24 protein-coding genes are annotated in these 22,348 nt (G+C 70.2%); 11 read left to right on the forward strand and 13 right to left on the reverse strand.

What is annotated here, in order from left to right:
- Positions 1 to 12: 12 nt before the first annotated feature.
- Complete coding sequence (locus tag AB0M51_RS39000) at positions 13 to 2,640, forward strand: phosphoenolpyruvate carboxylase (RefSeq protein ID WP_344199075.1); 2,628 nt, start codon at positions 13 to 15, stop codon at positions 2,638 to 2,640.
- A complete protein-coding gene (locus AB0M51_RS39005; protein ID WP_344199073.1) occupies positions 2,637 to 3,446 on the forward strand; it encodes a biotin--[acetyl-CoA-carboxylase] ligase in 810 nt (269 codons plus the stop codon). The genes AB0M51_RS39000 and AB0M51_RS39005 overlap by 4 nt, the downstream gene beginning before the upstream one ends.
- Here AB0M51_RS39005 and AB0M51_RS39010 read toward each other — a convergent pair.
- From AB0M51_RS39010 to AB0M51_RS39020, 3 genes are all read right to left on the reverse strand, one after another.
- Entirely contained in the window at positions 3,424 to 3,918 is a 495-nt protein-coding gene (locus AB0M51_RS39010) for an MOSC domain-containing protein (RefSeq protein ID WP_344199071.1), read from the reverse strand. The two genes, AB0M51_RS39005 and AB0M51_RS39010, sit on opposite strands and share 23 nt — an antisense overlap.
- Positions 3,918 to 4,814: an AraC family transcriptional regulator gene (locus tag AB0M51_RS39015; RefSeq protein ID WP_344199069.1), complete on the reverse strand. Its 897-nt coding sequence runs from the start codon at positions 4,812 to 4,814 to the stop codon at positions 3,918 to 3,920. The genes AB0M51_RS39010 and AB0M51_RS39015 overlap by 1 nt, the downstream gene beginning before the upstream one ends.
- Before the next feature lie 149 nt (positions 4,815 to 4,963).
- Complete coding sequence (locus AB0M51_RS39020) at positions 4,964 to 6,358, reverse strand: OFA family MFS transporter (RefSeq protein WP_344199067.1); 1,395 nt, start codon at positions 6,356 to 6,358, stop codon at positions 4,964 to 4,966.
- A 142-nt stretch (positions 6,359 to 6,500) separates the two neighbouring features.
- On the opposite strand from AB0M51_RS39020, the gene AB0M51_RS39025 reads away from it, so the two are divergent.
- Complete coding sequence (locus tag AB0M51_RS39025) at positions 6,501 to 7,124, forward strand: PH domain-containing protein (RefSeq protein ID WP_344199065.1); 624 nt, start codon at positions 6,501 to 6,503, stop codon at positions 7,122 to 7,124.
- On the opposite strand, the gene AB0M51_RS39030 is transcribed toward AB0M51_RS39025, so the two are convergent.
- Positions 7,121 to 8,335, reverse strand: a complete 1,215-nt coding sequence (locus tag AB0M51_RS39030) for a GNAT family N-acetyltransferase (protein WP_344199063.1) — start codon at positions 8,333 to 8,335, stop codon at positions 7,121 to 7,123. The two genes, AB0M51_RS39025 and AB0M51_RS39030, sit on opposite strands and share 4 nt — an antisense overlap.
- Before the next feature lie 58 nt (positions 8,336 to 8,393).
- Between AB0M51_RS39030 and AB0M51_RS39035 the strand changes: the two genes are divergently transcribed.
- A complete protein-coding gene (locus tag AB0M51_RS39035; protein WP_344199061.1) occupies positions 8,394 to 9,293 on the forward strand; it encodes a hypothetical protein in 900 nt (299 codons plus the stop codon).
- A gap of 1 nt (position 9,294) precedes the next feature.
- On the opposite strand, the gene AB0M51_RS39040 is transcribed toward AB0M51_RS39035, so the two are convergent.
- A complete protein-coding gene (locus AB0M51_RS39040) occupies positions 9,295 to 9,855 on the reverse strand; it encodes a GtrA family protein (protein ID WP_344199059.1) in 561 nt (186 codons plus the stop codon).
- Positions 9,856 to 9,958: 103 nt separating this feature from the next.
- On the opposite strand from AB0M51_RS39040, the gene AB0M51_RS39045 reads away from it, so the two are divergent.
- From AB0M51_RS39045 to AB0M51_RS39055, 3 genes are all read left to right on the forward strand, one after another.
- A complete protein-coding gene (locus AB0M51_RS39045) occupies positions 9,959 to 11,131 on the forward strand; it encodes a 5-(carboxyamino)imidazole ribonucleotide synthase (RefSeq protein WP_344199057.1) in 1,173 nt (390 codons plus the stop codon).
- Positions 11,132 to 11,157: 26 nt separating this feature from the next.
- Positions 11,158 to 11,643, forward strand: a complete 486-nt coding sequence (gene purE, locus AB0M51_RS39050) for a 5-(carboxyamino)imidazole ribonucleotide mutase (protein WP_344200704.1) — start codon at positions 11,158 to 11,160, stop codon at positions 11,641 to 11,643.
- Positions 11,644 to 11,717: 74 nt separating this feature from the next.
- The gene (locus tag AB0M51_RS39055) at positions 11,718 to 12,938 is read left to right on the forward strand and encodes an MFS transporter (RefSeq protein WP_344199055.1); all 1,221 of its coding nucleotides are present in this window, start codon (positions 11,718 to 11,720) and stop codon (positions 12,936 to 12,938) included.
- Here AB0M51_RS39055 and AB0M51_RS39060 read toward each other — a convergent pair.
- Complete coding sequence (locus AB0M51_RS39060) at positions 12,935 to 14,272, reverse strand: UDP-glucose/GDP-mannose dehydrogenase family protein (protein WP_344199053.1); 1,338 nt, start codon at positions 14,270 to 14,272, stop codon at positions 12,935 to 12,937. The genes AB0M51_RS39055 and AB0M51_RS39060 overlap by 4 nt on opposite strands.
- A gap of 135 nt (positions 14,273 to 14,407) precedes the next feature.
- Between AB0M51_RS39060 and AB0M51_RS39065 the strand changes: the two genes are divergently transcribed.
- Positions 14,408 to 15,571 (forward strand): acyl-CoA dehydrogenase family protein, encoded by a 1,164-nt coding sequence (locus AB0M51_RS39065; protein ID WP_344199051.1) that lies wholly within the window; start codon positions 14,408 to 14,410, stop codon positions 15,569 to 15,571.
- Positions 15,572 to 15,586: 15 nt separating this feature from the next.
- Here AB0M51_RS39065 and AB0M51_RS39070 read toward each other — a convergent pair whose 3' ends face one another.
- Positions 15,587 to 15,814, reverse strand: a complete 228-nt coding sequence (locus tag AB0M51_RS39070) for a hypothetical protein (protein ID WP_344199049.1) — start codon at positions 15,812 to 15,814, stop codon at positions 15,587 to 15,589.
- A 93-nt stretch (positions 15,815 to 15,907) separates the two neighbouring features.
- Entirely contained in the window at positions 15,908 to 16,111 is a 204-nt protein-coding gene (locus AB0M51_RS39075; RefSeq protein WP_344199047.1) for a hypothetical protein, read from the reverse strand.
- 89 nt (positions 16,112 to 16,200) lie between these two features.
- Here AB0M51_RS39075 and AB0M51_RS39080 point away from each other — a divergent pair, with 89 nt between their 5' ends.
- Positions 16,201 to 16,827 (forward strand): TetR/AcrR family transcriptional regulator C-terminal domain-containing protein, encoded by a 627-nt coding sequence (locus AB0M51_RS39080; RefSeq protein WP_344199045.1) that lies wholly within the window; start codon positions 16,201 to 16,203, stop codon positions 16,825 to 16,827.
- Here the strand turns inward: AB0M51_RS39080 and AB0M51_RS39085 are convergent.
- On the reverse strand, positions 16,805 to 17,440 hold the full coding sequence (locus AB0M51_RS39085; protein ID WP_344199043.1) for a hypothetical protein: 636 nt from the start codon (positions 17,438 to 17,440) through the stop codon (positions 16,805 to 16,807). The genes AB0M51_RS39080 and AB0M51_RS39085 overlap by 23 nt on opposite strands.
- Before the next feature lie 272 nt (positions 17,441 to 17,712).
- Here AB0M51_RS39085 and AB0M51_RS39090 point away from each other — a divergent pair, with 272 nt between their 5' ends.
- Complete coding sequence (locus tag AB0M51_RS39090) at positions 17,713 to 18,534, forward strand: hypothetical protein (protein WP_344199041.1); 822 nt, start codon at positions 17,713 to 17,715, stop codon at positions 18,532 to 18,534.
- Here the strand turns inward: AB0M51_RS39090 and AB0M51_RS39095 are convergent.
- Entirely contained in the window at positions 18,493 to 19,284 is a 792-nt protein-coding gene (locus AB0M51_RS39095; RefSeq protein WP_344199039.1) for a phytanoyl-CoA dioxygenase family protein, read from the reverse strand. The two genes, AB0M51_RS39090 and AB0M51_RS39095, sit on opposite strands and share 42 nt — an antisense overlap.
- 70 nt (positions 19,285 to 19,354) lie before the next feature.
- Between AB0M51_RS39095 and AB0M51_RS39100 the strand changes: the two genes are divergently transcribed.
- Positions 19,355 to 20,185 (forward strand): AraC family transcriptional regulator, encoded by an 831-nt coding sequence (locus AB0M51_RS39100; RefSeq protein ID WP_344199037.1) that lies wholly within the window; start codon positions 19,355 to 19,357, stop codon positions 20,183 to 20,185.
- Here AB0M51_RS39100 and AB0M51_RS39105 read toward each other — a convergent pair.
- Genes AB0M51_RS39105 through AB0M51_RS39115 form a run of 3 tightly spaced genes read right to left on the reverse strand, consistent with a single transcriptional unit; the run spans position 20,163 to position 22,334 of the window.
- On the reverse strand, positions 20,163 to 20,555 hold the full coding sequence (locus AB0M51_RS39105; RefSeq protein ID WP_344199035.1) for an MAPEG family protein: 393 nt from the start codon (positions 20,553 to 20,555) through the stop codon (positions 20,163 to 20,165). The two genes, AB0M51_RS39100 and AB0M51_RS39105, sit on opposite strands and share 23 nt — an antisense overlap.
- Complete coding sequence (locus AB0M51_RS39110) at positions 20,552 to 21,502, reverse strand: hypothetical protein (protein WP_344199033.1); 951 nt, start codon at positions 21,500 to 21,502, stop codon at positions 20,552 to 20,554. Before AB0M51_RS39110 ends, AB0M51_RS39105 begins: the two co-directional genes overlap by 4 nt.
- Entirely contained in the window at positions 21,453 to 22,334 is an 882-nt protein-coding gene (locus AB0M51_RS39115) for a glutamate-cysteine ligase family protein (protein WP_344199031.1), read from the reverse strand. Before AB0M51_RS39115 ends, AB0M51_RS39110 begins: the two co-directional genes overlap by 50 nt.
- Positions 22,335 to 22,348: the final 14 nt, after the last annotated feature.

Below are 22,348 nucleotides of genomic sequence, written 5' to 3' on the forward strand. Positions count from 1 at the left end.
GGGTGGGCGAACGTGACCGAGACCGGTAGTGAGACCCGTACCCGCGCGCGGTTCGAGGTGCCTGAGGAACTCAGGGCCGACGTCCGCCTGCTCGGCGAGATCCTCGGCAAGGTGCTCGTCGAGTACGCCGGCCAGCCGCTGCTCGACGACGTCGAGAAACTGCGCGAGCTGACCATCGCCGGTGACGGCGCGGCGGCCGAGGAGCTGGTCGCGTCGTGGCCGCACGAGCGGGCCGAGGACGTGGCCCGGGCGTTCACCTGCTACTTCCACCTGACGAACCTCAGCGAGGAGCTGCACCGCGCCCGGGTGCTCCGCGAGCGGGACCGGGCCGGCAGCGAGGCAGTGGTGTCCGAGCTGGCCCAGGCCGTCGAGCAGATCACCAGGGACAGCGGCGAGCAGCAGGCGCGGGCGTTGCTGAACGGGCTGGAGTTCCGCCCGGTGCTGACCGCGCACCCGACGGAGGCGCGGCGCCGCGCCGTACTGGCGACGATCCGCCGGATCACGTCGCTCCTCGACGAGCGCCACGACCCGCGCGCCGGCGACAGCGATCTCGCGGAGAACCGGCGCCGCCTGATCGAGCAGGTCGACGTGCTCTGGCGTACGTCGCAGCTCCGGACCAGCCGGCCGACGCCGCTGGACGAGGTCCGCTCGGCGATGGCGGTCTTCGAGGAGACCCTGTTCGACGTGGTCGGCAACGTGTACCGCCGGCTCGACGACGCGCTGGCCGGGGACGCGGCCGGGACCCGGACGCCGGTGGTGGCGCCGTTCGTGCACCTGGGTTCGTGGATCGGCGGCGACCGGGACGGCAACCCGAACGTGACCGCCGCGATCACCCGTGAGGCGATGCAGATCCAGGCCGACCACGTGCTGCAGGCGCTGGAGCGGGCCACCGAGGCGCTGGGCCGGTCGCTGACCCTGGACGCCGCGACCACGCCGCCGTCCGCGCCGGTACGCCGGATCCTGGAGGACGCCCGCGCGGTCAACCCGGAGCTGATCGCGGACATCGAGACCCGTTCGCCGGCCGAGCCGCACCGGCAGCTCCTGCTGCTGGCCGCGCGCCGGCTGGCCGCGACCCGGTCCCGGGACGCCGACTTCGGGTACCCCCGGTCCGCCGACTTCCTGCACGAGCTCAAGGTCCTGCAGGACTCGTTGGTGACGGCCGGCGCGCCGCGGCAGGCGTTCGGCGAGCTGCAGCAGCTGATCTGGCAGGTGAACTCGTTCGGCTTCCACCTGGCCGAGCTGGAGATCCGCCAGCACTCGTCCGTGCACGCGAAGGCGCTCGAGGAGGTCCTCGGCGGCGGCGAGCTGTCGGACCAGACCGAGGAGGTGCTCGCCACCCTCCGGGTGATCGCGCAGATCCAGCAGCGCTTCGGTCCGGAGGCGTGCCGTCGGTACGTCGTGTCGTTCACCCGGAACGCCGCGGACCTGGCGGCCGTGTACGAGCTGGCCGATGCCGCGCTCGACGGGCGCCCGATCGAGCTGGACGTCGTACCGCTGTTCGAGACCGGTGAGGACCTGCAGAACTCGGTGGAGGTGCTGGACAACGCGATCCAGCTCACCCGGGTCCGGCACCGGCTGACCGCGAACGACCGGCGCTTCGAGGTGATGCTCGGGTACTCCGACTCCGCGAAGGACGTCGGCCCGGTGTCGGCGACGCTGGCGCTGTACGACGCGCAGGCGCGGATCACCGCGTGGGCGCAGCGGAACGCGATCCGGCTGACCCTGTTCCACGGCCGCGGCGGCGCCCTCGGGCGCGGTGGCGGCCCGGCGAACCGCGCCGTCCTGGCGCAGGCTCCCGGATCGGTGGCCGGGCGGTTCAAGCTCACCGAACAGGGCGAGGCGATCCCGGCCCGGTACGGCAACGCGCCGATCGCGCAGCGGCACATCGAGCAGGTGACCGCGGCGACCCTGCTGGCGTCGACGCCGGCCGTCGAGGAGCGCGCGGCGGTGGCGGCGGACCGATTCGCGGTGGTCGAGAAGACGCTCGACGAGGCGGCGCGTACGGCGTACCACCGGCTGGTGAAGGCGGACGGGTTCGCGGAGTGGTTCAGCACGGTGACGCCGCTGGAGGAGCTCGGGCAGCTGCCGCTCGGCTCGCGGCCGGCGCGGCGCGGTGTCGCGGTGTCGTCGCTGGAGGACCTGCGGGCGATTCCGTGGGTGTTCGCGTGGTCGCAGGCCCGGGTGAACGCTCCCGGCTGGTACGGCCTCGGTACGGCGCTGGCCGCAGTCGGCGACGTGGAGCTGCTGCGGGACGCGAACCAGAACTGGCCGCTCTTCCAGGTGATGCTGGAGAACGCGGAGATGTCGCTGGCCAAGACCGATCGGCGCATCCTCGGCCGCTACCTGGAGCTGGGCGACAGGCCCGAGCTGACCCGGCAGATGCTGGACGAGCACGAGCTGACGACCGAGTGGGTGCTCAAGGTGCTCGACCAGGAACGCCTGCTGCAAGGGCGTCGGGTGCTGGGTCGTGCGGTCGAGCTGCGGAACCCGTACGTCGACGCGCTCAGCTACCTGCAGCTGCGGGCGTTGCGGACCCTGCGGACCGATGACTCGCTGGACGAGCAGCAGATCGTCAGGACTCGACGGCTGCTGTTGCTGACCGTTTCCGGTGTTGCCGCGGGTCTGCAGAACACAGGATGAGTTTCAGCGACCTGGAGCGGCCCCCGCTGGACGAGAAGTTCCTGCGGGGGCGGTTGGTGCGTCCTGGTTCGTTCTGGACGCAGCTCGACGTTGTCGCCGAGACACCGTCGACGAACGCTGTTGTGGCGGCTGCTGCCGCAGGTGGTCAGCCTGAGGGTCTGGTTGTCGCTGCCGAGTACCAGTCGTCCGGTCGTGGGCGGTTGGGTCGTACGTGGACCACACCGCCGCGCTCTGCCTTGTTGATGTCGGCCTTGCTGCGCCCTACGAGCGTTGACGCGGCACGGTGGCCGTGGCTGGGCTTGCTGGTGCCTCTTGCGGTTGCGGCCGCCGTACGGCGAGTCGCTGAGGTGCCGGCCCAGGTGAAGTGGCCCAACGACGTACTGGTGGAGAACCGCAAGCTGGCGGGGATCCTGCTGGAACGCATCGAGGGCCCGGCCGCCGTGGTCGGCATCGGCCTCAACGTGACCCTCCGCGAAGCCGAGAAGCCTCACGAGGCCGCCACCTCTCTCGCTCTGGAGCACGCGATCACCACCGACCGGGCCACGATCATGGCGGCCGTACTGCGGGAGCTCGCCTCCCGTTATCAGTCCTGGGTCAACGCGGACGGGGATCCGGCGGTGGTGCTTCCGGAGTACCGCGAGCTCTCCGCCACCCTCGGGCAAGCAGTCCGCGTAGAACTCCCCGACGGCGCCTTCCTCGAAGGAACCGCCCGCGACCTGGCGGACGACGGTCGGCTCATCGTGGACACAGCTGACGGCCCCCGGCCGTTGGCGGCTGGAGATGTCACGCATCTGCGTCGAGCGTGATGGGGTCGCCGGCTTGGATGGTGCCGGTCTGCAGCACCTTCAGGTAGACGCCGACCCGGCCGGTGCGGGCGAAGCGTTGGTGGAAGCGTCTGATGCCCATCCGCCCGGACAGGTTGCCGCACGGCGTGCGCGGTGACCGCACCTCCACCAGCACCTCACCGATCCGCCACCGCTCGCCGACTGCGGCGCCGGTGACGTCGAGACCGCGCGTCGTCAGGTTCTCGCCGAACAGCCCCGGCGGGATCTCCCGCCCGAGCTCGGCGGCCCACCAGTCCGCGTCCTCCGCGGCGTACGCGTAGAGCGCCTTGTCCGGGCCGCCGTGGTACCGGGTGTCGCACTGCCGGTCGCCGATCAGGCCCAGCACACCCACGGAAACCGGTCCGTTCACCGGCCGCTTGTCGATCGCCGTCCACCGGGTCGGCCCGCGGATCAGCTCGTGCACCACGTTGACCGCCACCAGCACGCCGGACATCAGCTGATCCACCGGATCGGATCGCCGCTGTCCAGGTCCTCGCACCCGGCGTCGTGCAGCGCCCCGGCAACCAGCGTCCGCCGGTACGCCGCGAACGTCAGCACGTGCGCGATCATCCCGCCGGCCGTGTAGACCTCGACGCTGTCACCCGGGCACACGATCAGCTCGTCCGGCCGGTTCGCCGTACAGAGGTCCCCGACCTCGCCCGCGAACGCAGGCCCCACCACGTCCAGCCGCCGGCGCATGCTCTGCACGCTCTCGCCCTGCTCGACCGAGAAGTCGTACTCCTGCCCAGCCAGGTTCGCGTGCCACATCCCGAGCTGCCCGACCAGCCGGGACAGCAACGACCGCACCGTCGGCTCCGCGTCGATCCCCTCGACCGAGATCTCGATCCGCCGGTCCAGTTGCTCGTCGGTCAATCGCGCCGCCTGCTGCAGCATCTGCCCGAGCAACCACACGTGATGGTCGATCATCGAACGCACCAGATCCATCGAACTCACCTCGTCCCGCGCCGGCACCCGCAACCCGTTCGGCGGGTGGAAGTGGATACCGCTCGACGCCTCCAGCCGGATCCGGTCCGGCCGTCCGCGCCATTGCCCGGGCGGTACGCCGTACGCCCGGGCAAACGCCCGCGTGAACGCCTCGTGCGACCCGTACCCGGCCTCCACCGCGACGTCGAGAATGCTCCCGCCCTCGGTCAGCAGCCGGTACGCCGCCCGTTCCAGGAGGATCCGCCGCCTGAGCTGCCCGGGCCGCTCACCCGCCGCTGCCTCGACCATCCGGTCCAGGTGCGACCGCGACAGTCCGACCCGCCCGGCGAGCTCGTCCGAGGTTGCATGGTCATCCAGAGCGTCGGCCAGCACCGAGACGAAGGCGGCGAACACGTCGGTGGTCATGCCACCATCGTGCCGCCGCCTGCGTCGTCGTACTTGATCGTTTTCGCTCTACTTGAAGATCTTGACCGCGGTGATCAGCGTCTCGATGACGCCGTACCCGAGGAGTACGGCGACCAGCAGCCAGGAGATCGCCAGGCGTGCGCTCTGATTCATGACGTGGCCTCCACCGTCGACGCGGGCTGTTCGTGGAACCGGGCGGCGACCGGGCGGATCAGCAGGTTCGCGACGAAGCCGACGGCGAGTACGCCGACCATCGTGAACAGCGCCGGCCGGTACGCCGCCGCGGTCAGCGTGCCGGGTTTGCCCTCGTGGTCGAGGAATCCGTTGATGATCAGCGGCCCGGCGATCCCGGCCGCGGACCACGCGGTCAGCAGCCGCCCGTGGATCGCGCCGACCTGGTAGGTGCCGAAGAGATCCCGCAGGTACGCCGGCGCGGTCGCGAAACCGCCGCCGTAGAACGAGATGATGACCGCCGCCAGCAGCACGAAGACCACGGTGCTGGTGTGCCCGACGGTGCCGAGCAGCAAGTACGCGATGATCCCGACGCCGAGGTACATCGCGTAGATGGGCTTGCGCCCGATGACGTCCGACGTCGTCGACCAGCCGAATCGCCCGCCCATGTTGAAGATCGACAGCAGTCCGACGAACCCGGCCGCGGCCGCGACAGCAACCGTCGACTTGCCGGAGGAGCCGCGGAAGAAGTCCTGGATCATCGGACTGGCCTGCTCGAGGATGCCGATCCCCGCGGTCACGTTGCAGAACAGCACGATCCACAGGAACCAGAACTGCGGCGTCCTGATCGCGTTCGCCGCCGACACGTTCCCGCTGGTCACCAAAGTCTTCTGCTGGACGGCTGCCGCGTCGAAGCCGTCCGGTGCCCAGCCGTCGGCCGGCACCCGGATGTTGAAGACGCCGAACATCATGATCACGAAGTACCCGACGCCCAGGGTCAGGAACAGCCCGACGAGTGCGCCTCCGCCCGCGACCGACGTACTGACGTTCGGGTCGTAGCCGGAGTCGTACAGGCCGAGCAGCTGCCGGGACAGCGGGCTGGCCACCAGGGCGCCGCCGCCGAAGCCCATGATCGCCAGGCCGGTCGCGAGCCCGGGCCGGTCCGGGAACCACTTGATCAGTGTGGAGACGGGGGAGATGTACCCGATCCCGAGCCCGATGCCGCCGATCACGCCGTACCCGAGGTAGACCAGCCAGAGCTGGCCGGTGCCGACGCCGAGGGCGCCGACCAGGAAGCCGGACGCCCAGAAGCAGGCCGCGACGAACATCGCCTTCCGCGGGCCGTTGCGCTCCACCCACGTGCCGCCGACGGCGGCGGACAGCCCCAGCATCACGATCGCGATGCTGAACACCACGCCGACGGCCGTCTGACTGCTGCCGAAGTGTTTGACCATCGAGGTCTTGTAGACGCTGGTCGCGTACGCCTGGCCGATGCAGAGGTGAACGGCCAGTGCGGCCGGCGGAATCAGCCAGCGGCTGTATCCCGGCGGTGCGACGGTGTGCTCCCGGTCGAGTATCGACAAGACTGCCATCACGGCTTCCTCTCGTCCCTCAGCTGACAACCCTTCGCGCATCCTGGCTCACTGTATGCACTTTGTGAAGTGTTAAACCATCTTTGGAGTCCGATCGTGTCGGGACAGGACAACCGAACCCGCGACCTGTGAGACTGGGGGTATGGCGATCTCGGCGAAGTTGTTGGGTGAGGACGAGTACGTCGTCGTCAGCACCCGGACGCACTGGAAGGCGCTGATCGGGCCGGTCTTCCTGCTGCTGGTGGTGGCCGCCCTCGGCGGCTTCCTGGCCGCGATCGTGCCGAACGGGTCGCTGCAGCAGCCGGCCCGGATCGCGATCCTCGCGGTCGGCGTGGTGATCCTCGCGGCGTTCGCGGTCCGGCCGTTCCTGGACTGGTTCTTCTCGACGTACACGATCACCAACCGGCGGCTGATCACCCGGCACGGCGTGCTCACCCGGACCGGGCGGGACATCCCGCTGATGCGGATCAACGACGTGTCCTACGAGCACGGCCTGATCGACCGGATGCTCGGCTGCGGCACGCTGCACATCGAGTCCGCCGGCGAGCGCGGTCAGGTGGTGCTGCCCGACGTACCGCACGTCGAGCACGTCCACCTGCAGATGTCCGACCTGCTGTTCGGCGGGCCGGACGGCAAGATGGGCGACGGCATCCTCGACGACGAGGAGCCGCCGGAGCACATGCGCCGCCGCCCGCCGGTACAGCCGCCGAAGCAGCAGCGCGGGGACGACGGCGACACGATCTTCAGCTCCGGCGACGACCGCTAGAAGATCTCGAGGCTGACCGGCGAGACCGGCCAGCGGAACGCGGCGGTCGCCCGATTCACAGCACCGGGCGTGTGCTCGACGACGCGTCCGGTGGCGGCGAACTCGGCCAGTGCGCGTTCGCCGAGGTAGACCGCGCCGAGCTCGGTCACCGAGAGGCTGAGGTCGGCCGGGTCGCCGGTGCGCTCACAGCTCACCGAGGACCCGTCGGCGGTCAGCCGGAACCGCCCGGTGTTCGCCTCGATCAGGTCGTCGCGGACGTCGAGCACGACGTCGACCGGTACGACGTACTGCCGCTGCTGCAGCGCCCGCGGTACGTCGGTCACCCGGAGCCACAGCGACTCGCTCACGCGCCGCTCGAGCGCGGTCGTCGTCGTGACGAGCTGCTGCAGCGGCTCGTCCAGCGCGGCGTGTCCGTACATCAGCTTCGCGCTCAGGTCCATCGTCAGCAGGTGCTGCCAGATCTCCCGGTACGCCGTGGCGTCCGGCGCGACGAGTTCCTCGACGAGCACCTCGTTCGCCGGGCCGACCGGGAGCCAGTTCATCTTGCCGCGCCACAGCGCGTACCCGTCGATCGCGCCGTTCTCGTCGCGGTGCACCAGGATCTGCCGCGCCGTCCGCCCGTTGCGCTCCTCGGGCTTGTCCAGCAGGCGTTTCTGCCACCGCGCGTCCGATCGCCCGGAGATGCCGGGGCGCTGCTCCTGCAGCCGGCGCAACACCGCCGGAAGCTCCTTCAACGCCTCGTCGACGGTCAGTACGCCGAGTGCGCCCGGACGGATCCGGTCGTTGGTCGGACCAACCCGGTGCAGGTCGATCTCGTAGCCCGCCTCCCGGGCGGTCGCGGCGTACCCGAAGCGCCCGTAGATCGCCGACTCGCTCGCCCACAGCGCCGCGATCGCCTCCGGTACGTCGCGGAGCTGCCGCCCGATCAGCCGCGACATCACGCCGCGCCGACGATAGGTCGCCCGGACGCCCACGCCGGTCACGTGCGCGGCGGCCACCACCGCACCGGGCACCGAGAGATCGCGGGTCCGCGCGGTCACGGTCCCGACGACCTCCGGGCCGTCGGTCGCGACCAGTGTCCGCTCGACCTCGGCCAGCTGCCGGTCGAGATCGCTCTCCGCCCCGGGGTCGAACATCATCGCGCCGCTGAAGACGGCCCGCACCGCATCCATGTCGGCCACGCCGGCCGTCCGCACCTCGATCTCAGTCATGCCCGCATACAACCATCGCGTTCGCGCGATCATCAAGGCAGATAAAGGGGGTGGGTCAATGATCAAACCACTCGGAACGATCGCGGCGGCCGTCCTGGTCACCGCGACGCTGGTGCCGACGACCGCCGCTGCCACGACGGCGGCCAACTGCGGGTTGAGCGCCTCGTCGATCACGGCCGCGGGGGACCACAACTATGTGGCGGTCGTGTCGACCACGCCGCCGCGCGGCACGCCGGCATCGCTCGGGAGGGGTGCGTTCGCACCCGGCCAGGTGAAGGAAATGGCGAGCATGGCGGTGCTCGACGACGGCTTCGGCGGGTACTCGGTGTACGGCTACGTCATCATCGGCGACGCCCTGTACCAGGCGACGTACAGCGCGCACGACGGGACCGCCGACCGGCCGGCCGGACTGCGCCGGATCGGTGGCGGCTGGGGGAGCTTCACGACGGTCGAGGAGGCCGAGTACCAGGGCCCGACCCAGGCCGGCATCTCCCGGTGGACCGTCTACGGCCTGCGGAACGACGGCGTCCTGTTCCGCTGGACCGTCAGCTCGAAGGGCGTCTGGCGGAGCGCCGGCTCCGCGCCCGGGTTCGCGGCGGTGAAGTCGATGGCGCTGGTCAGCAAGGCCGCGACGTACGACACGTTCGTCGCCAACACCCGGGGCGGCGCGCTCTACACGATCCACATCCCGACGGGTGCACCGCTGAAGCCGGTCGTGAAGCAGGTCCGCGGCAGGACCTGGCAGGGCTTCGAGACGCTGCTCGCCCAGAAGTGCGGTGTGTACGGCACGGTCCTGCTCGGGATCGACAAGGACACCGACACGGCCTACCTGTACGCCGTCGGCCGCTTCACCGGAGCGACCACCGTGATCCGGTCGCTGGGCAAGGTCCCCGCGAGCTTCGCGGACAACGTCTACGCACGGATCAAGGACCCGGGCGCTCCGCTGAACGGCGAGTGACTCAGCGCACGACGGGCAGGTCGCCCGTGGACTCCCCGTCGAGCTCCGCCGGGGAGTCCGGCGCCGGGGTGTGCTCGACCTCGTCGAGCGCGATCTCTTCCTTGAAGACGAACTTCCGGTACGACCAGAACCGGAACAGCGTGCCGAGGCCGAGGCCGACGAAGTTCGCGGCGATGTTGTCCGACAGCCAGGTGTGCAGGTCCAGCACGTACCGCGAGAAGGCCAGACAGCCGGCCGCGATCAGCAGGCCGATCCCGTTCAGCACGAAGAACAGCACGTACTCCCGGTGCAGCCCGGAGCGCTCGCGGTGCCGCCACGTCCAGTACCGGTTCCCGAAGTACGTCGCGACCGTGGCGACCGTGGTCGAGATCAGCTTCGCGGTCAGCGGCTTGTGGTGCAGCATGCCGATCCCGGAGTCCCCGAGCACCAACGGGTTGTTGAACACGAGCCAGTTGTAGATCGGCAGGTCCACGACCAGACCGAGCACACCGACCAGACCGAACTTGGCCACTTCGTGCACCAGGTGCTGGAACTGGTGGTACAGCTTGGTGACGAGCTTCAACGGGGTTCGGAACCTTCTGTGATCACACCGCGACGGCAGGGCAGCTTCCCACGGTACCCGGCCAGGGGGCGAGGCCGAAATCGGCCCGGTTAGGCTCACAACCGTGAAGTTCGATCGCAAGGATCTCCCCGTCGGTACCCCCGTGGTCGGCATGGTCGGCGGCGGCCAGCTGGCCCGGATGACCCAGGAAGCCGCCGTCGCGCTCGGCGTCCAGCTCCGCGTGCTCGCCGAAGGCCCCGCGGTCTCGGCCGCCCAGGCGGTCGCGGACGCCCCGGTCGGCGACTACAAGGACCCCGAGACGGTACGCCGGTTCGCCGCCGAGTGCGACGTGGTGACGTTCGACCACGAGCACGTGCCGACCGACCTGCTGCACGCGCTCGAGGCGGACGGAGTGCAGGTGCGCCCCGGCCCGGACGCGCTCGTACACGCCCAGGACAAGGCCGTGATGCGTGCCCGGCTGGACACGTTCGACGCGCCCGCCCCCGCACACCAGGTGGTCGAGACGCCCGCCGACGTCGCGGACTTCGCCAAGCGGGTGGGCGGCTTCCCGATCATCCTGAAGACGACCCGCGGCGGGTACGACGGCAAGGGCGTCTGGTTCGTCGACGGGCCGGACGACCCGCAGGTCGCGACCGCGTTCGGCAGCGGCGTACCGATCCTGGCCGAGGAGAAGGTGGACTTCGTCCGCGAGCTGTCCGCGATCGTGGCCCGGTCGCCGCACGGCCAGGCGGTCGCGTACCCGATCGTCGAGTCCGTGCAGCGCGACGGGATCTGCGTCGAGGTCACCGCGCCGGCGCCCGGGCTGGACCCGGCGAAGGCCGCGCAGGCGCAGCAGACCGCGCTCCGGATCGCCGGCGAGCTCGGCGTCGTCGGCGTCCTCGCGGTCGAGATGTTCGAGGCCCGCGACGGCCGGCTGCTGGTCAACGAGCTCGCGATGCGCCCGCACAACACCGGCCACTGGTCGATCGACGGCGCGGTCACGTCCCAGTTCGAGAACCACCTGCGCGCGGTGCTCGACCTGCCGCTCGGCTCGCCGGCCGCGCGAGCGCCGTACACCGTGATGGTGAACGTGCTCGGCGGCGACGTCGCGGACATGCACCGCGGGCTGCTGCACTGCCTGGCCCGCGACCCGGGGCTGAAGGTGCACTTCTACGGGAAGTCGGTGAAGCCGGGCCGCAAGGTCGGCCACGTCACGGCGTACGGCGACGACCTCGAGGAGACCCGTTCCCGGGCGCGGCACGCGGCCGATTACCTGACCGGCACCATCGACGAATAGGAGAGTTGGCCGTGATCGGCATTGTGATGGGGTCGGACAGCGACTGGCCGACGATGAAGGCGGCTGCCGAGGTGTGCACCGAGTTCGGCGTGCCCTTTGAGGCAGACGTGATCTCGGCGCACCGGATGCCGACCGAGATGATCGACTACGGAAAGTCGGCGCACGAGCGCGGCCTCAAGGCGCTGATCGCCGGCGCCGGCGGCGCCGCGCACCTGCCCGGGATGCTGGCGTCGGTGACTCCGCTGCCGGTGATCGGGGTACCGGTGCCGCTGAAGTACCTCGACGGGATGGATTCGCTGCTGTCGATCGTGCAGATGCCGGCCGGAGTTCCGGTTGCGACGGTCTCGATCGGGAACGCTCGGAATGCGGGACTGCTGGCGGTCCGGATCCTGGCCGCCTCCGACGAGGTGCTGCGGGACCGGATGATCGGTTTCCAGGAGTCGCTCGCGGAGGCTGCCCGGGCGAAGGGCAGCACGGTGCGTGACGGGGCGGCAGAGTTGCGTAAAGGCTGAGCTGGGTGCTGGTCTGACAGGACGGGGGCGGGTAGTCATGAGATCCCATCGGTTGTCGTTTAAGGTCGTCGATCGTGACTCCGCCCACTGAATCGGACACGCAGCGCATTCCGGTCCGCTACTGGATCTGGCTTTTCGGCGCTGCCGTGTCCCTCCTCGGCGACCTGACGATGAGCTTCGGCATCGGCTGGTCCGCCACCCGCCACGGCGGCAGCGTCGCCGGCCTCATCCTGCTGCTCGCCGCCGCACCCCGCGCCGCCCTGCTCCTGATCGGTGGCGCGGTCGGCGACCGCTACGGCGCACCCCGGGTGCTCCTCGCCAGCTGCACGGCGATGTTCGTGGTGACCGCGACGCTGGTGCCGGCGTCGGCAGCCGTGGGGGAGCCGGTCTGGCTGCTGGTGATCCTGGCGCTGGTGGTCGGCTCCATCGACGCGTTCTTCCTGCCGTCGTCGCGGGCGATGCCCCGCCTGCTCGTCCCGCCGCAGCAGGTGCCGCGGGCGCTCGCGAGCTTCCAGGTGACGGGCGTGGTGTTCGCGGTCACGGGTACGGCGGTCGGCGGTGTGCTGGTCAGCTGGTCGGGGTTGAAGGCGGCCGGTGGGTTCGACGCGCTGACGTTCGGCGTGATGATCGCCGTACTGATCGTGTTGCGGAAGACGATCGCTCCGGTTGGCCGGGTGCCGACGGGGATGCTGCGGTCGATCGGCGCCGGGATCCGGGTGGCCTTCGGCCGTCCGCTGACCCGCGCGCTGCTGATCACGATGTTCGTCGCGGCCGGCCTGCTGATGCCGCTCGACGCCCTGCTGTTCCCGCTGCTCGCGCGCGATCACGGCTGGAACGCCGCGACCGCCGGACTGCTGATCGCGAGCCGCAGCCTCGGCGTCGGGGTGATCGCGCTGCGGATCCTGATGCGGGGCGCGTTCCCGCGACCGGGCATCTTCGCTGCGCTCGGTCTGTTGCTCGCGGCGGTCGGGCTGCTCGGCCTCTCGCAGCTCGACCCGCTGCCGCTGACCTTCGCGGCGGGCGTCGTCAGCGGGATCGGCGTCGGCACGTTCACCGGTCACGTGCTGCCGCTGTTGATGAACTCGGTGGAGCGTGAGTTCCAGTCCCGCCTGCAGTCCATCGTCGTACTCAGCCAGAACATCGCGCTGATGGTGATGAACCCGGTGCTGGGCGGCCTGGCCGACGTCCGCGGCGTGGGGATCACCGGCGTCTGCCTGATGATCTCGGTCCTGGCCGCCCTCACCGGGTGCATCGTTCTGACCCGGCCCGTCGTCCGTGCGGCGACCGTCGCCTAAGGCTTGCCGGGGGCGCGGTACGTCCAGCCGGCCGCGCGCCAGGCTTCGGCGTTCAGGCTGAGGCGGGCGTCGACGACGACCGGGGTGCTGACGACGTCCTTCAGGACGGCCGGGTCGAGTTCGCGGAACTCAGGCCACTCGGTGAGGTGCAGTACGGCGTGGGCGTCGCGGCAGGCGTCGACGGCAGACTGGGCGTAACGCAGGGTGGGCCGGACACGGCGGGCGTTCTCCATCGCCTCCGGGTCGTAGACCGTGACGCTCGCGCCGTGCAGCTGGATCCGGCCGGCCACGTCGAGCGCCGGCGAGTCGCGGACGTCGTCCGTACCGGCCTTGAACGCGGCGCCGAGCACGGTGACGTTCTTGCCGGACCACTCGCCGCCGAGCATCTCGTGGGTGAGGTCAACGATCCGGGCACGCCGGTGGTGGTTGATGTCGTCGACCTCGCGGAGCAGCGTGATGACCTCCTCGACGCCGAGCTCGCCGGCCCGGTGCATGAACGCGCGCAGGTCCTTCGGCAGGCAGCCGCCGCCGTACCCGGGGCCGGCGTTCAGCATGCCGCGGCCGATCCGCTTGTCGTACCCGAGCGCGTCGGCGAGCTGGGTGACGTCGGCGCCGGTCGCGTCGGCCATCTCCGCGAGCGCGTTGATGAACGAGATCTTCGTGGCCAGGAACGCGTTCGCGCCGGCCTTGACCAGTTCGGCGGTCGGCAGGTTGCAGACCACTACCGGGGAGCCCTCGGCGATCGGGGTCGCGAACACCTCCCGCAGCGTCGTTTCGGCGGCCTCGGACTGGACGCCGAAGACGAGCCGGTCCGGGTGCAGCGTGTCGTCGACGCCGTGCGCCTCACGGAGGAACTCCGGCTGCCAGGCGATCTCGACGCCGGTGCCGGCCGGGGACTCGGCGTGGAAGCGCGCCTCGACGATCTTCGACGTACCGACCGGGACCGTGGAGCGGCCGACCACCAGCGCCGGCCTGGTCAGCAGCGGCGCGAGCATGTCGACGACCGAGTGCACCTGCGCCAGGTCGGCGGCCTCGCTGCCCTCGAGCTGCGGCGTACCGACGCAGACGAAGTGCACGTCGGCCCAGTCGGCGATCTCGCTGTAGTCCTTGGTGAACCGCAGCCGGCCGGAGTCCACGTGCTTCTTCAGCAGCGGGTCGAGCCCGGGTTCGTACAGCGGGGCCTTGCCGTCGTTCAGCAGCTTCAGCCGGTGCTCGTCGATCTCGACCCCGATCACGTCGAAACCGAACTCGGCCATCCCGGCGGCCGTGTTCGCGCCGAGGTAGTTGGTGCCGATGACGGCGATCCGGAGCGGTCGGGACGTCGCTTCACTCATGTCGGGGACTCTACCCATCGTGGTTATCAGCCGGTGACCGGCTCATGTCTGCCGGTCTTCCATTCCGTGCGTACTTGCTCACTTTCGGCGTACGACGCACGCCACGCACGGGTTGTTCGTCGTACTGTGTGACTCGTGAGTAACTCATTCGAGCTGTACGCGCTGTCCGAGGAGCACCAGGCGATCCGCGAGGCCGTTCGCGACGTCTGCGACGCCAAGGTCGCCCCGCACGCGGGGGACGTGGACGAGCTGGCCGAGTTCCCGAAGGCGTCGTACGACGCGCTGAAGGCATCCGACTTCCACGCGCCGCACATCCCGGAGCAGTACGGCGGGGCCGGCGCGGACGCACTCGCCACGGTGATCGTGATCGAGGAGGTCGCCCGCGCGTGCGCGTCGACGTCACTGATCCCGGCCGTCAACAAGCTCGGCTCGCTGCCGCTGCTGCTGTCCGGCTCGGACGAGGTCAAGCAGCGCTACCTGCCGCCGGTCGCCTCGGGCGACTCGATGTTCTCGTACTGCCTGTCAGAGCCGGAGGCCGGTTCGGACGCGGCGTCGATGAAGACCCGCGCGGTGCGCGACGGCGACGAATACGTACTCAACGGCGTGAAGCGGTGGATCACCAACGCCGGCGTCTCGGACTTCTACACGGTGTTCGCGGTGACCGACCCGAACGCCCGGTCCAAGGGCATCAGCGCGTTCGTGGTCGAGAAGGCCGACGAGGGCGTGTCGTTCGGGGCGCCGGAGAAGAAGCTCGGCATCAAGGGCTCGCCGACCCGCGAGGTGTACTTCGACAACGTCCGGATCCCGGCGTCCCGGATGATCGGCGCCGAGGGCACCGGCTTCGCGACCGCGATGCAGACCCTCGACCACACCCGGGTGACGATCGCCGCGCAGGCGCTCGGGATCGCCCAGGGCGCGCTCGACTACGCGCTCGGCTACGTCCAGGAACGCAAGCAGTTCGGCAAGGCGATCGCCGAGTTCCAGGGCCTGCAGTTCATGCTCGCGGACATGGGCATGAAGATCGAGGCCGCCCGGCAGCTCACCTACGCCGCCGCCGCGAAGTCCGAGCGCGACGACAAGGACCTCACGTACTTCGGAGCCGCCGCCAAGTGCTTCGCCTCCGACACCGCGATGGCCGTCACCACCGACGCCGTCCAGCTCCTCGGCGGCTACGGCTACACCCACGACTACCCGGTCGAACGGATGATGCGCGACGCCAAGATCACCCAGATCTACGAAGGCACCAACCAGGTCCAGCGCATCGTGATGGCCCGCCAGTTGCTCAAGGGCATCGGCTGAGGGCGCTTGCGCTGGTCAGAGGGCGTGAAGTTTGGCGAAGGGCGGGAGGACACGGACCAGTCTGTCGCCGCCGAAATCGACGATCACCGCGCCGTCGGGGGCGACTGAACGGACGGAGCCCAGCCCTTCCTTGTCGTGGGAGACGCGCTCACCGACGTCGAAACTTCTGACTGACTCGGAAACCTTGGCGGCGAAGGGGCTCGTGGACAGGTGACGACGCGTCGTCGCGCGATTGGGCAGCATGAGAGTTCCACTATGCGCCAGTTTCCGCGAGTCCGCGACACGAGGACCCGCGACCGCCCGGATCGTGAGCAAACAGCCGCCTTCTTCGGCGTATCAGCCGCGCTCGGGGTCGGCGCCGGCCGCCTTGGAGACGCGGTCGCCGACCTCGAGGGACTTCCACAGGTCGCGTTTCACCTTGACGTCGCGGACCTCGCCGCCGTCCAGCCGTACCTCGAGTTTGCGGTAGAGGTTCGCGCCGTCGTACATCGCGCGGGACTTCTTCACGACGACTCCGGTCCAGGCGTCCCCGTCGGCCATCGGTCACTCCTTCGTCACGGTGCGTGGTCGGCCGAAGCTTATCACCGATAAGTTTCACGCCTCCGGGTTCGCGCGGGTACGGTGCGGTCGTGCCTCAGCAGCGACGGACGGATCGGGCCGCGATCGTGGCGGCCGCGATCGCGGTGCTGGACGAGCGCGGGCTGGACAAGTTGTCGCTGCACGCGATCGCGGCGCGGCTCGGCGTTCGCCAGCCGGCGCTGTACCACCACTTCCAGGACAAGGACGCGATCCTCAGCGCGGTCGCCGCGGAGGTCCTGGAGCGCGGGCATACCGATCGGCTCCCGGAGTCAGGCGAGGACTGGCGGGCGTTCCTGGTCCGCAACGCGCGGAGTCTGCGCCGGGCGATGCTCGGAGTCCGGGACGGCGCCCGCCTGCTCGCCGTCGCGGGCCCGCGCGCACCGGAGCTCGGCAACGCGATCGCCCAGGTGTCGTTCCTGGAGCGGCACGGCTTCACCGGGGCCGACGCGATCCTGGCCTTCGTCGCGGTCTCCCGCTACACGATCGGCGCCACGCTGGAGCAGCAGACCGCCCGCGACGGCAGCGACATCACCTTCCGGACGCCGGACGACGTACCGCCCGGCGCCGAGCACTTGTTCCGGCTGGCCGCCGAGGTCCAGGCACTCGGCCCGGACCACGAGTTCGCGGTCGGCCTGACCGCGCTGGTGAACGGGCTCAGCCCAGCGCGAGGTCGTTGACGAAGCTGTCGGACCAGTCCGACAGAGTGGGGAGCCGCTCGGACCAGACCTTGGTGCGGGGAGTGCCGGCCGTGCTCGGCTCGCCGTTCTCCGGCCAGTAGCCGATCATCGACCGCAAAGTGCCGAGGTGTTCGGTGAGATGGTCGTCGGCGTGCACGATCGCGGCCACCCGGACCGCGCCCAGCCGGGCGATCACCTCGGGGTCGCGGAACGCGGTACGGATCGCGCCGCCGAGATTGGCGAGCTGGGAGTCGCACGGCTGTGCGGCCACCGGTTCGGCGATCACCAGGATGTGGGTGTCGGGGAGGTACCAGCCCTGGCGTTCGGCGATCCGGTAGAGCTCCGTCAGCCGGGTCCGGAGGTGCGGCGTGGTGGCGAGCCCGGTGCCGTGGTCCTCGCAGGACGACGCGTGCAGGTACGTCAGCGTGCACTCGGTCCAGCTCTGGCAGAGGATCCGGATCGCCTCGAACGACGGCTCCTCGCCGACCGTCCGGTACGTCTGCCGCAGTACGTCGAGAGCCATCGTCAGCGGGACCTCCCGCTCCGCCAGCCGGCGTCCTGCCGCGGCCGCGTGCGGCGCCGGGTCCGAACCGGCGGCCAGCGACTGCAGCAACGGCCGGAAGACAGCTTCGTTGCTGGGACCGCTCAGTCGATGTCGGCCGCGTCCGGGGGCCGGATCTGATACCGGCTGCTCCGGTTCCGGAGCGGTGGCGGTGGGTAGTGGCTTACGCAGCTTGTCGATCAACATGGCAGATCCCCGTTTGACTACCGATCGTGGTCACCTACCTGGCCGGCAGGTGACCCGTACGCCCTGAGACGCTCGCCCGTCCGATCCATGACGCCAGAACCGTAAGATTCTCCGAATCCGTCTCCGAGGAGGGTCTGATGGACGTGCACCGCCTGCACACCGGTGACAGGGAGTATCTCGTGGGGGTGCCCGACGGTCCGGTACGCGGTGTGACCGTGCTGTTCCATCCGTTCGGTTTCACGCCCGAGGCGGTGCTGTACGGCGAACCCGCCGGCGACCTGCTGATCAGGCCGCTCGACGGTGCACTCGCCGCGGCCGAGGCCAACGGCCAGGTCGTGGTCGCGCCGCGTAGTCGTGGGCGGGTGCTGCTCGGCAACTCGCTGGCGTGGCAGGACCACCTCGACGCCACCTGGGCGGTCGCGAAGGATGTCCACGAGACCGATGTGGTGACCGTCGGCGGCCTCTCGATGGGCGGCCAGGAGGCTCTGGTGTTCGCCGCCCAGCACGCCGACGCGGTCCGCGCGGTGTGGGCCGTCAACCCGTTGGTCGATCTCGCACGCTGGCACGACGACATCCGGGACGGCCGCGCGAGCGACGCACTCCTGGGCGTCGAGGCGACCATCCAGGAGGAGGTCGGCGGGCCACCGTCCGAGCTGCCCGGCGACTACGCCCGCCGGAGCCCGATCTCGTACGCCGCCGAGCTGGCCGGCATCGCCGTACGGCTGGTGTGGTCGCCCGCGGACACGATCATCCCGAACCAGGCGACGTCGCATGCGCACGCGCTCGCGGACCGGTTGCGCGCACTCGGCGGGCAGGTCGACGAGCGCGTCGTCACGCACGCCCCGGTCTCACCCGCCGACGAGCCCGGTCGGTTCGCTCACGAGGCCTGCGACGTGTGGGAGCAGTTCGGCTGGGCGCTAAACCAACGGCCAGAGCTGCGGCTGGATCACGGGGTCTGAGTAGTCGGGGTCCGGGGTGCGGCGGACCAGTTCGTCGTTCGGATGGCCGGATCCGGGACGCCAGCGGTTGTCCGACGGCTGCAGGTGGATGGCCAGCGACCGGCGCGGCGCCGTACTGCGGTTCGCCGAGCTGCCGTGCACGGTCCGGCAGTGGTGGAAGCTGACCTGGCCGCGCTTCATCGACGGTACGACAGGAGCCGGGTCGAAGCCCTGCTCGACGATCGACGCCTCCAGCCCGGCCGCGTCCTGCGAGAAGAAGTCCAGCCCGGTCACCGACCACCGGTGGCTGCCCGGCATGAAGGCGACCGCCCCGTTCAGCTCGTCGACGTCGTGGAACCCGACCCAGGCCGTCAGCATGTTGTCCGACGTACACGACTGCCAGTACTGCCGGTCCGTGTGCCACCCGACCTTCGCCGACCCGCCGGGCGGCTTGTACAGCAGTTGGTCGTGCCACAACCGGATACCGTCCGCGTCGGACAGCGCGGCGGCCGTCTCCGCGATCGCCGGGTGACGCACCAGCGCGGCCAGCTCGTCGACCCGCAACGACGAGTAGTCGTTCTTCCGCAGCACGTCTCCGTGCTCGGGCCGCCAGCCCCGCGTCGCCGGTACGTCGGGAAGCACGTGGTCGTGGTCGTTCGCGTAGAACCGCTCCATCCCGCGCTCGGCCGCGTCGAGTACGTCGGACGGCACGATCACCGGCGAGATCCAGTACCCGTGCTCCTGGTAGAAGGCAATGTCGTCAGCGTCCATGGTGATCAACCTAGGGAGAGGACGCAGAAGAAGCGTTGCCGATGTTCAGTCGGACGGACACAATCTTCAGGTGTCCCTGTACCGACCCGACGGGCTCCGCGCCGGCTTCCACGCCGAAGGGTTCACGCCGGCCAGCGGCCTGTTGCACGCCGGTGAACAGTGGGTCCCGGAGCAGTTCCTGATCCAGCCGCACGAGCATCCCGTCTGGGAGATCTACCTGCAGCAGCACGGCATCACGCACTGGGTTGCGGACGGTGAGAGCTACGCGCTGCACCCGGGCAACCTGTTCGCCGTACCGCCCGGTGTCAGGCACCACCTCGCCGGCCGCTCCGGAAACCACCACTTCTTCTTCGCCGCCGTCGACCTCGACGTCGTACGCCGGCGTCATCCCGGGCTCGCGATGCCGTCGGGGGTTGTCCACCGGGAGGCCGGCGAGCTCACGTACGCGTTCGCGCAGCTGGTCCGGGAGCTCACGACCCGGTACGAGTACGCCGACACCGGGCTGACGCTCGCCGTCGACCACCTGGTGCTCGCGTTCTCCCGGTCGCTCGCCCCGTCCGCCGTACCGCAGCTCCCGATGCATCCCGCCGTACGGACGGTGAAACGCCTGCTGGACCAGGAGTTCCACGAACGCTGGACGTTGACGGAGCTGGCGGACCGTGCCGGACTGGCACCGGCGTACCTGGCCGAGCTGTTCGCCGCCGAGCTCGGCCAGCCGCCGCACCGTTACCTCAACGAACGCCGCATCGACCGCGCCCGCCAGTTGCTCGAGTCCAGCGACGTGACGGTCACCGCACTCGCGCTGAGCCTCGGCTTCAGCTCCAGTCAGCACTTCGCGCGAGTGTTCCGGCAGCACACCGGCAGTACGCCGACCCAGGTCAGATCGTCGCGAGCGCGGTGACGCCGAGCGCGACCCCGACCAGATAGGTGCCGGAGGCACCGATGGCGCGGAGTTGCCCGTACGACGCGAGCGTCCTCGAGCGCAGCATGCCGACGGCGTGGGTGAACCTGACGACGACGCATGCGACGGCGAGGACGTCGACCACCCAGCTGCTGGACAGCGCGGAGCAGACCACGAGAAGCGCGATCATCGTGGGGATGTACTCGGCCGCGTTGCCGTGCGCGCGGACCGCGATCAGCAACGGGTCGGCGGGGTCGGTCGGCAGCTGGTTGCCCGCACCCCGGATCGCGCGGTTGCGGGTCACGTTGGCGCCGAGCAGGAACAGCAGGATGCCCAGCAGGGCGATGCAGATCACGGTGATGGCGCTCATAAGAGTGCTCCTTCGAACAAACTGCTCACGATGGTGTGACTCAGTCGCGTCCCGAGCAGCGCGTCGGTCTTGTGCATGCCGCCGGGACAGGTGACGTTGACCTCGATCAGCCGGCCGTCGATCACGTCGACGCCCGCGACGACCAGGCCGTGCTTGCGGAGTTCAGGTCCGAGGGCGGCGACGATCGCGCGGTCGTGCTCGTCGATCCCGGCCGCGGCCACCGGTGGACCGATCCGGAAGTCGCCGGCGGCCGGGCGGCGGACCACCGCGCCGGCGAGCTCACCGTCCAGCAGGAACAACCGCTTGTTGCCCTGCGCAACCGCCGGGAGATACTGCTGGGCGATCACCTGCCGCCGGCCGCCGGCCGTCGCCGATTCGAGCAGCGCGATCGTGCCCTGGTCGTCGCGGACCAGCCAGACACCGTTCCCCGCGAACCCGTCGACCGGTTTCACGACCGCCGTGCCGACGCGCGTCACGAACGACCGCAGTGCCTGCGGATCCGCGCCGACATAGGTCGGCGGGCACAGTTCGGGGAACCGCAGCGCGACCAGTTTCTCGTGCAGCGCGCGGATGCCTGCCGGGCGGTTCACGACCCGCGTGCCGGCGAGATCCAGCAGGTACGTCGTGTGCAGGTACCGCGCGTCGACGGGCGGGTCGATCCGGAGGTGTACGAGCGCGAACGCCGCGACGTCCACGACCGACGTACCGAGGTCGTCGTACCAGGTCGGGTCGACGATCCACCGGTGGTCGTCGCCGGGCACCCGCGGCCGCAGCCGGATCCGCCGGGCTTGTACGTGCAGCCGGCCGTCCACGACCGCAAGGTCCTCCGGCTCGCAGCACCAGACGTCGAGGTCCAGGTCCTGGGTCGCGGCCATCAGCCCGACGCTCGCGTCGATGTCAGCCTGCAAGCCGGGCAGCGGATCGGTGACGAACAGTACGCCGTTCATCGCGCCACATCCCTTCTGTGCAACGGGTTCTCCGGAGTACGTCATGCCGGAAAGCGTTGTCGTACATGAGTTTCCGGAGGATTCCGGCGATCCGCCCGACCACGTGCGGTTCCTGCGCGTCGAAGTAGCGGACCTCGAGATAGGTCCCGCGCGGACGTACCGGCGGGAACAGCGTGCTCAGGTGACCGGCGGGCCCGTCGACGAAGACGGTGGCGGCCGCGGCGAAGGCCGTGTACGCCGCGACCGGGTCGTCGCCGTACAGCAGCCGATCGTCGAACGCTGTCCGCGCCGGATCGACCGCCTGCCACACAGCGAGCCGTCCACTGCGGTTGAAGCGCGCGGCCAGCGCCGGACCGGCGAGGTTCAGCACCCGCCACTGCTCGAGGCCCGCGCGGCCGGGCCACCAGTCCAGGCAGAACTGCGTGGACGCGGTCCGGCGCATCATCACCCGACCGGCCGGCCCGATCCGGTCGAAGTGCCGCTGCATGGCGACGTAACGAGGCGAGGTCAGCTGCAACGGCACGTCCTCGCGCGGATCGACCGGGATCGGCCGCAGCGTGATCCCGCCGAGCCGACGGCGCAGAGCGGCGGTCGTCCGGCACAGGTCGCGGACCGGGTCCGGCGACGGGGGCAGGCTCAGCTCCAGCTGCCCGCCAGGCTCGAAGCTGACGTACGGCGATCCCGCGACCGCCTGCCGGACGTCCTCGATCGGCACCACGCCCCCGTTCGCCGCGAAGACCACGTACTCCTGCTCGATGGCGACCCTTGTCGACCGCCCGCGTCCCCGCGCGAACAGCCCGGCCACCGCTGGGTGAAGCTCCCTGGGATCCATCGGGCCCCTCCCTG

The sequence above is a fragment of the Kribbella sp. NPDC051137 genome, from assembly GCF_040682535.1.
Taxonomy (GTDB): Bacteria; Actinomycetota; Actinomycetes; order Propionibacteriales; family Kribbellaceae; genus Kribbella; species Kribbella karoonensis.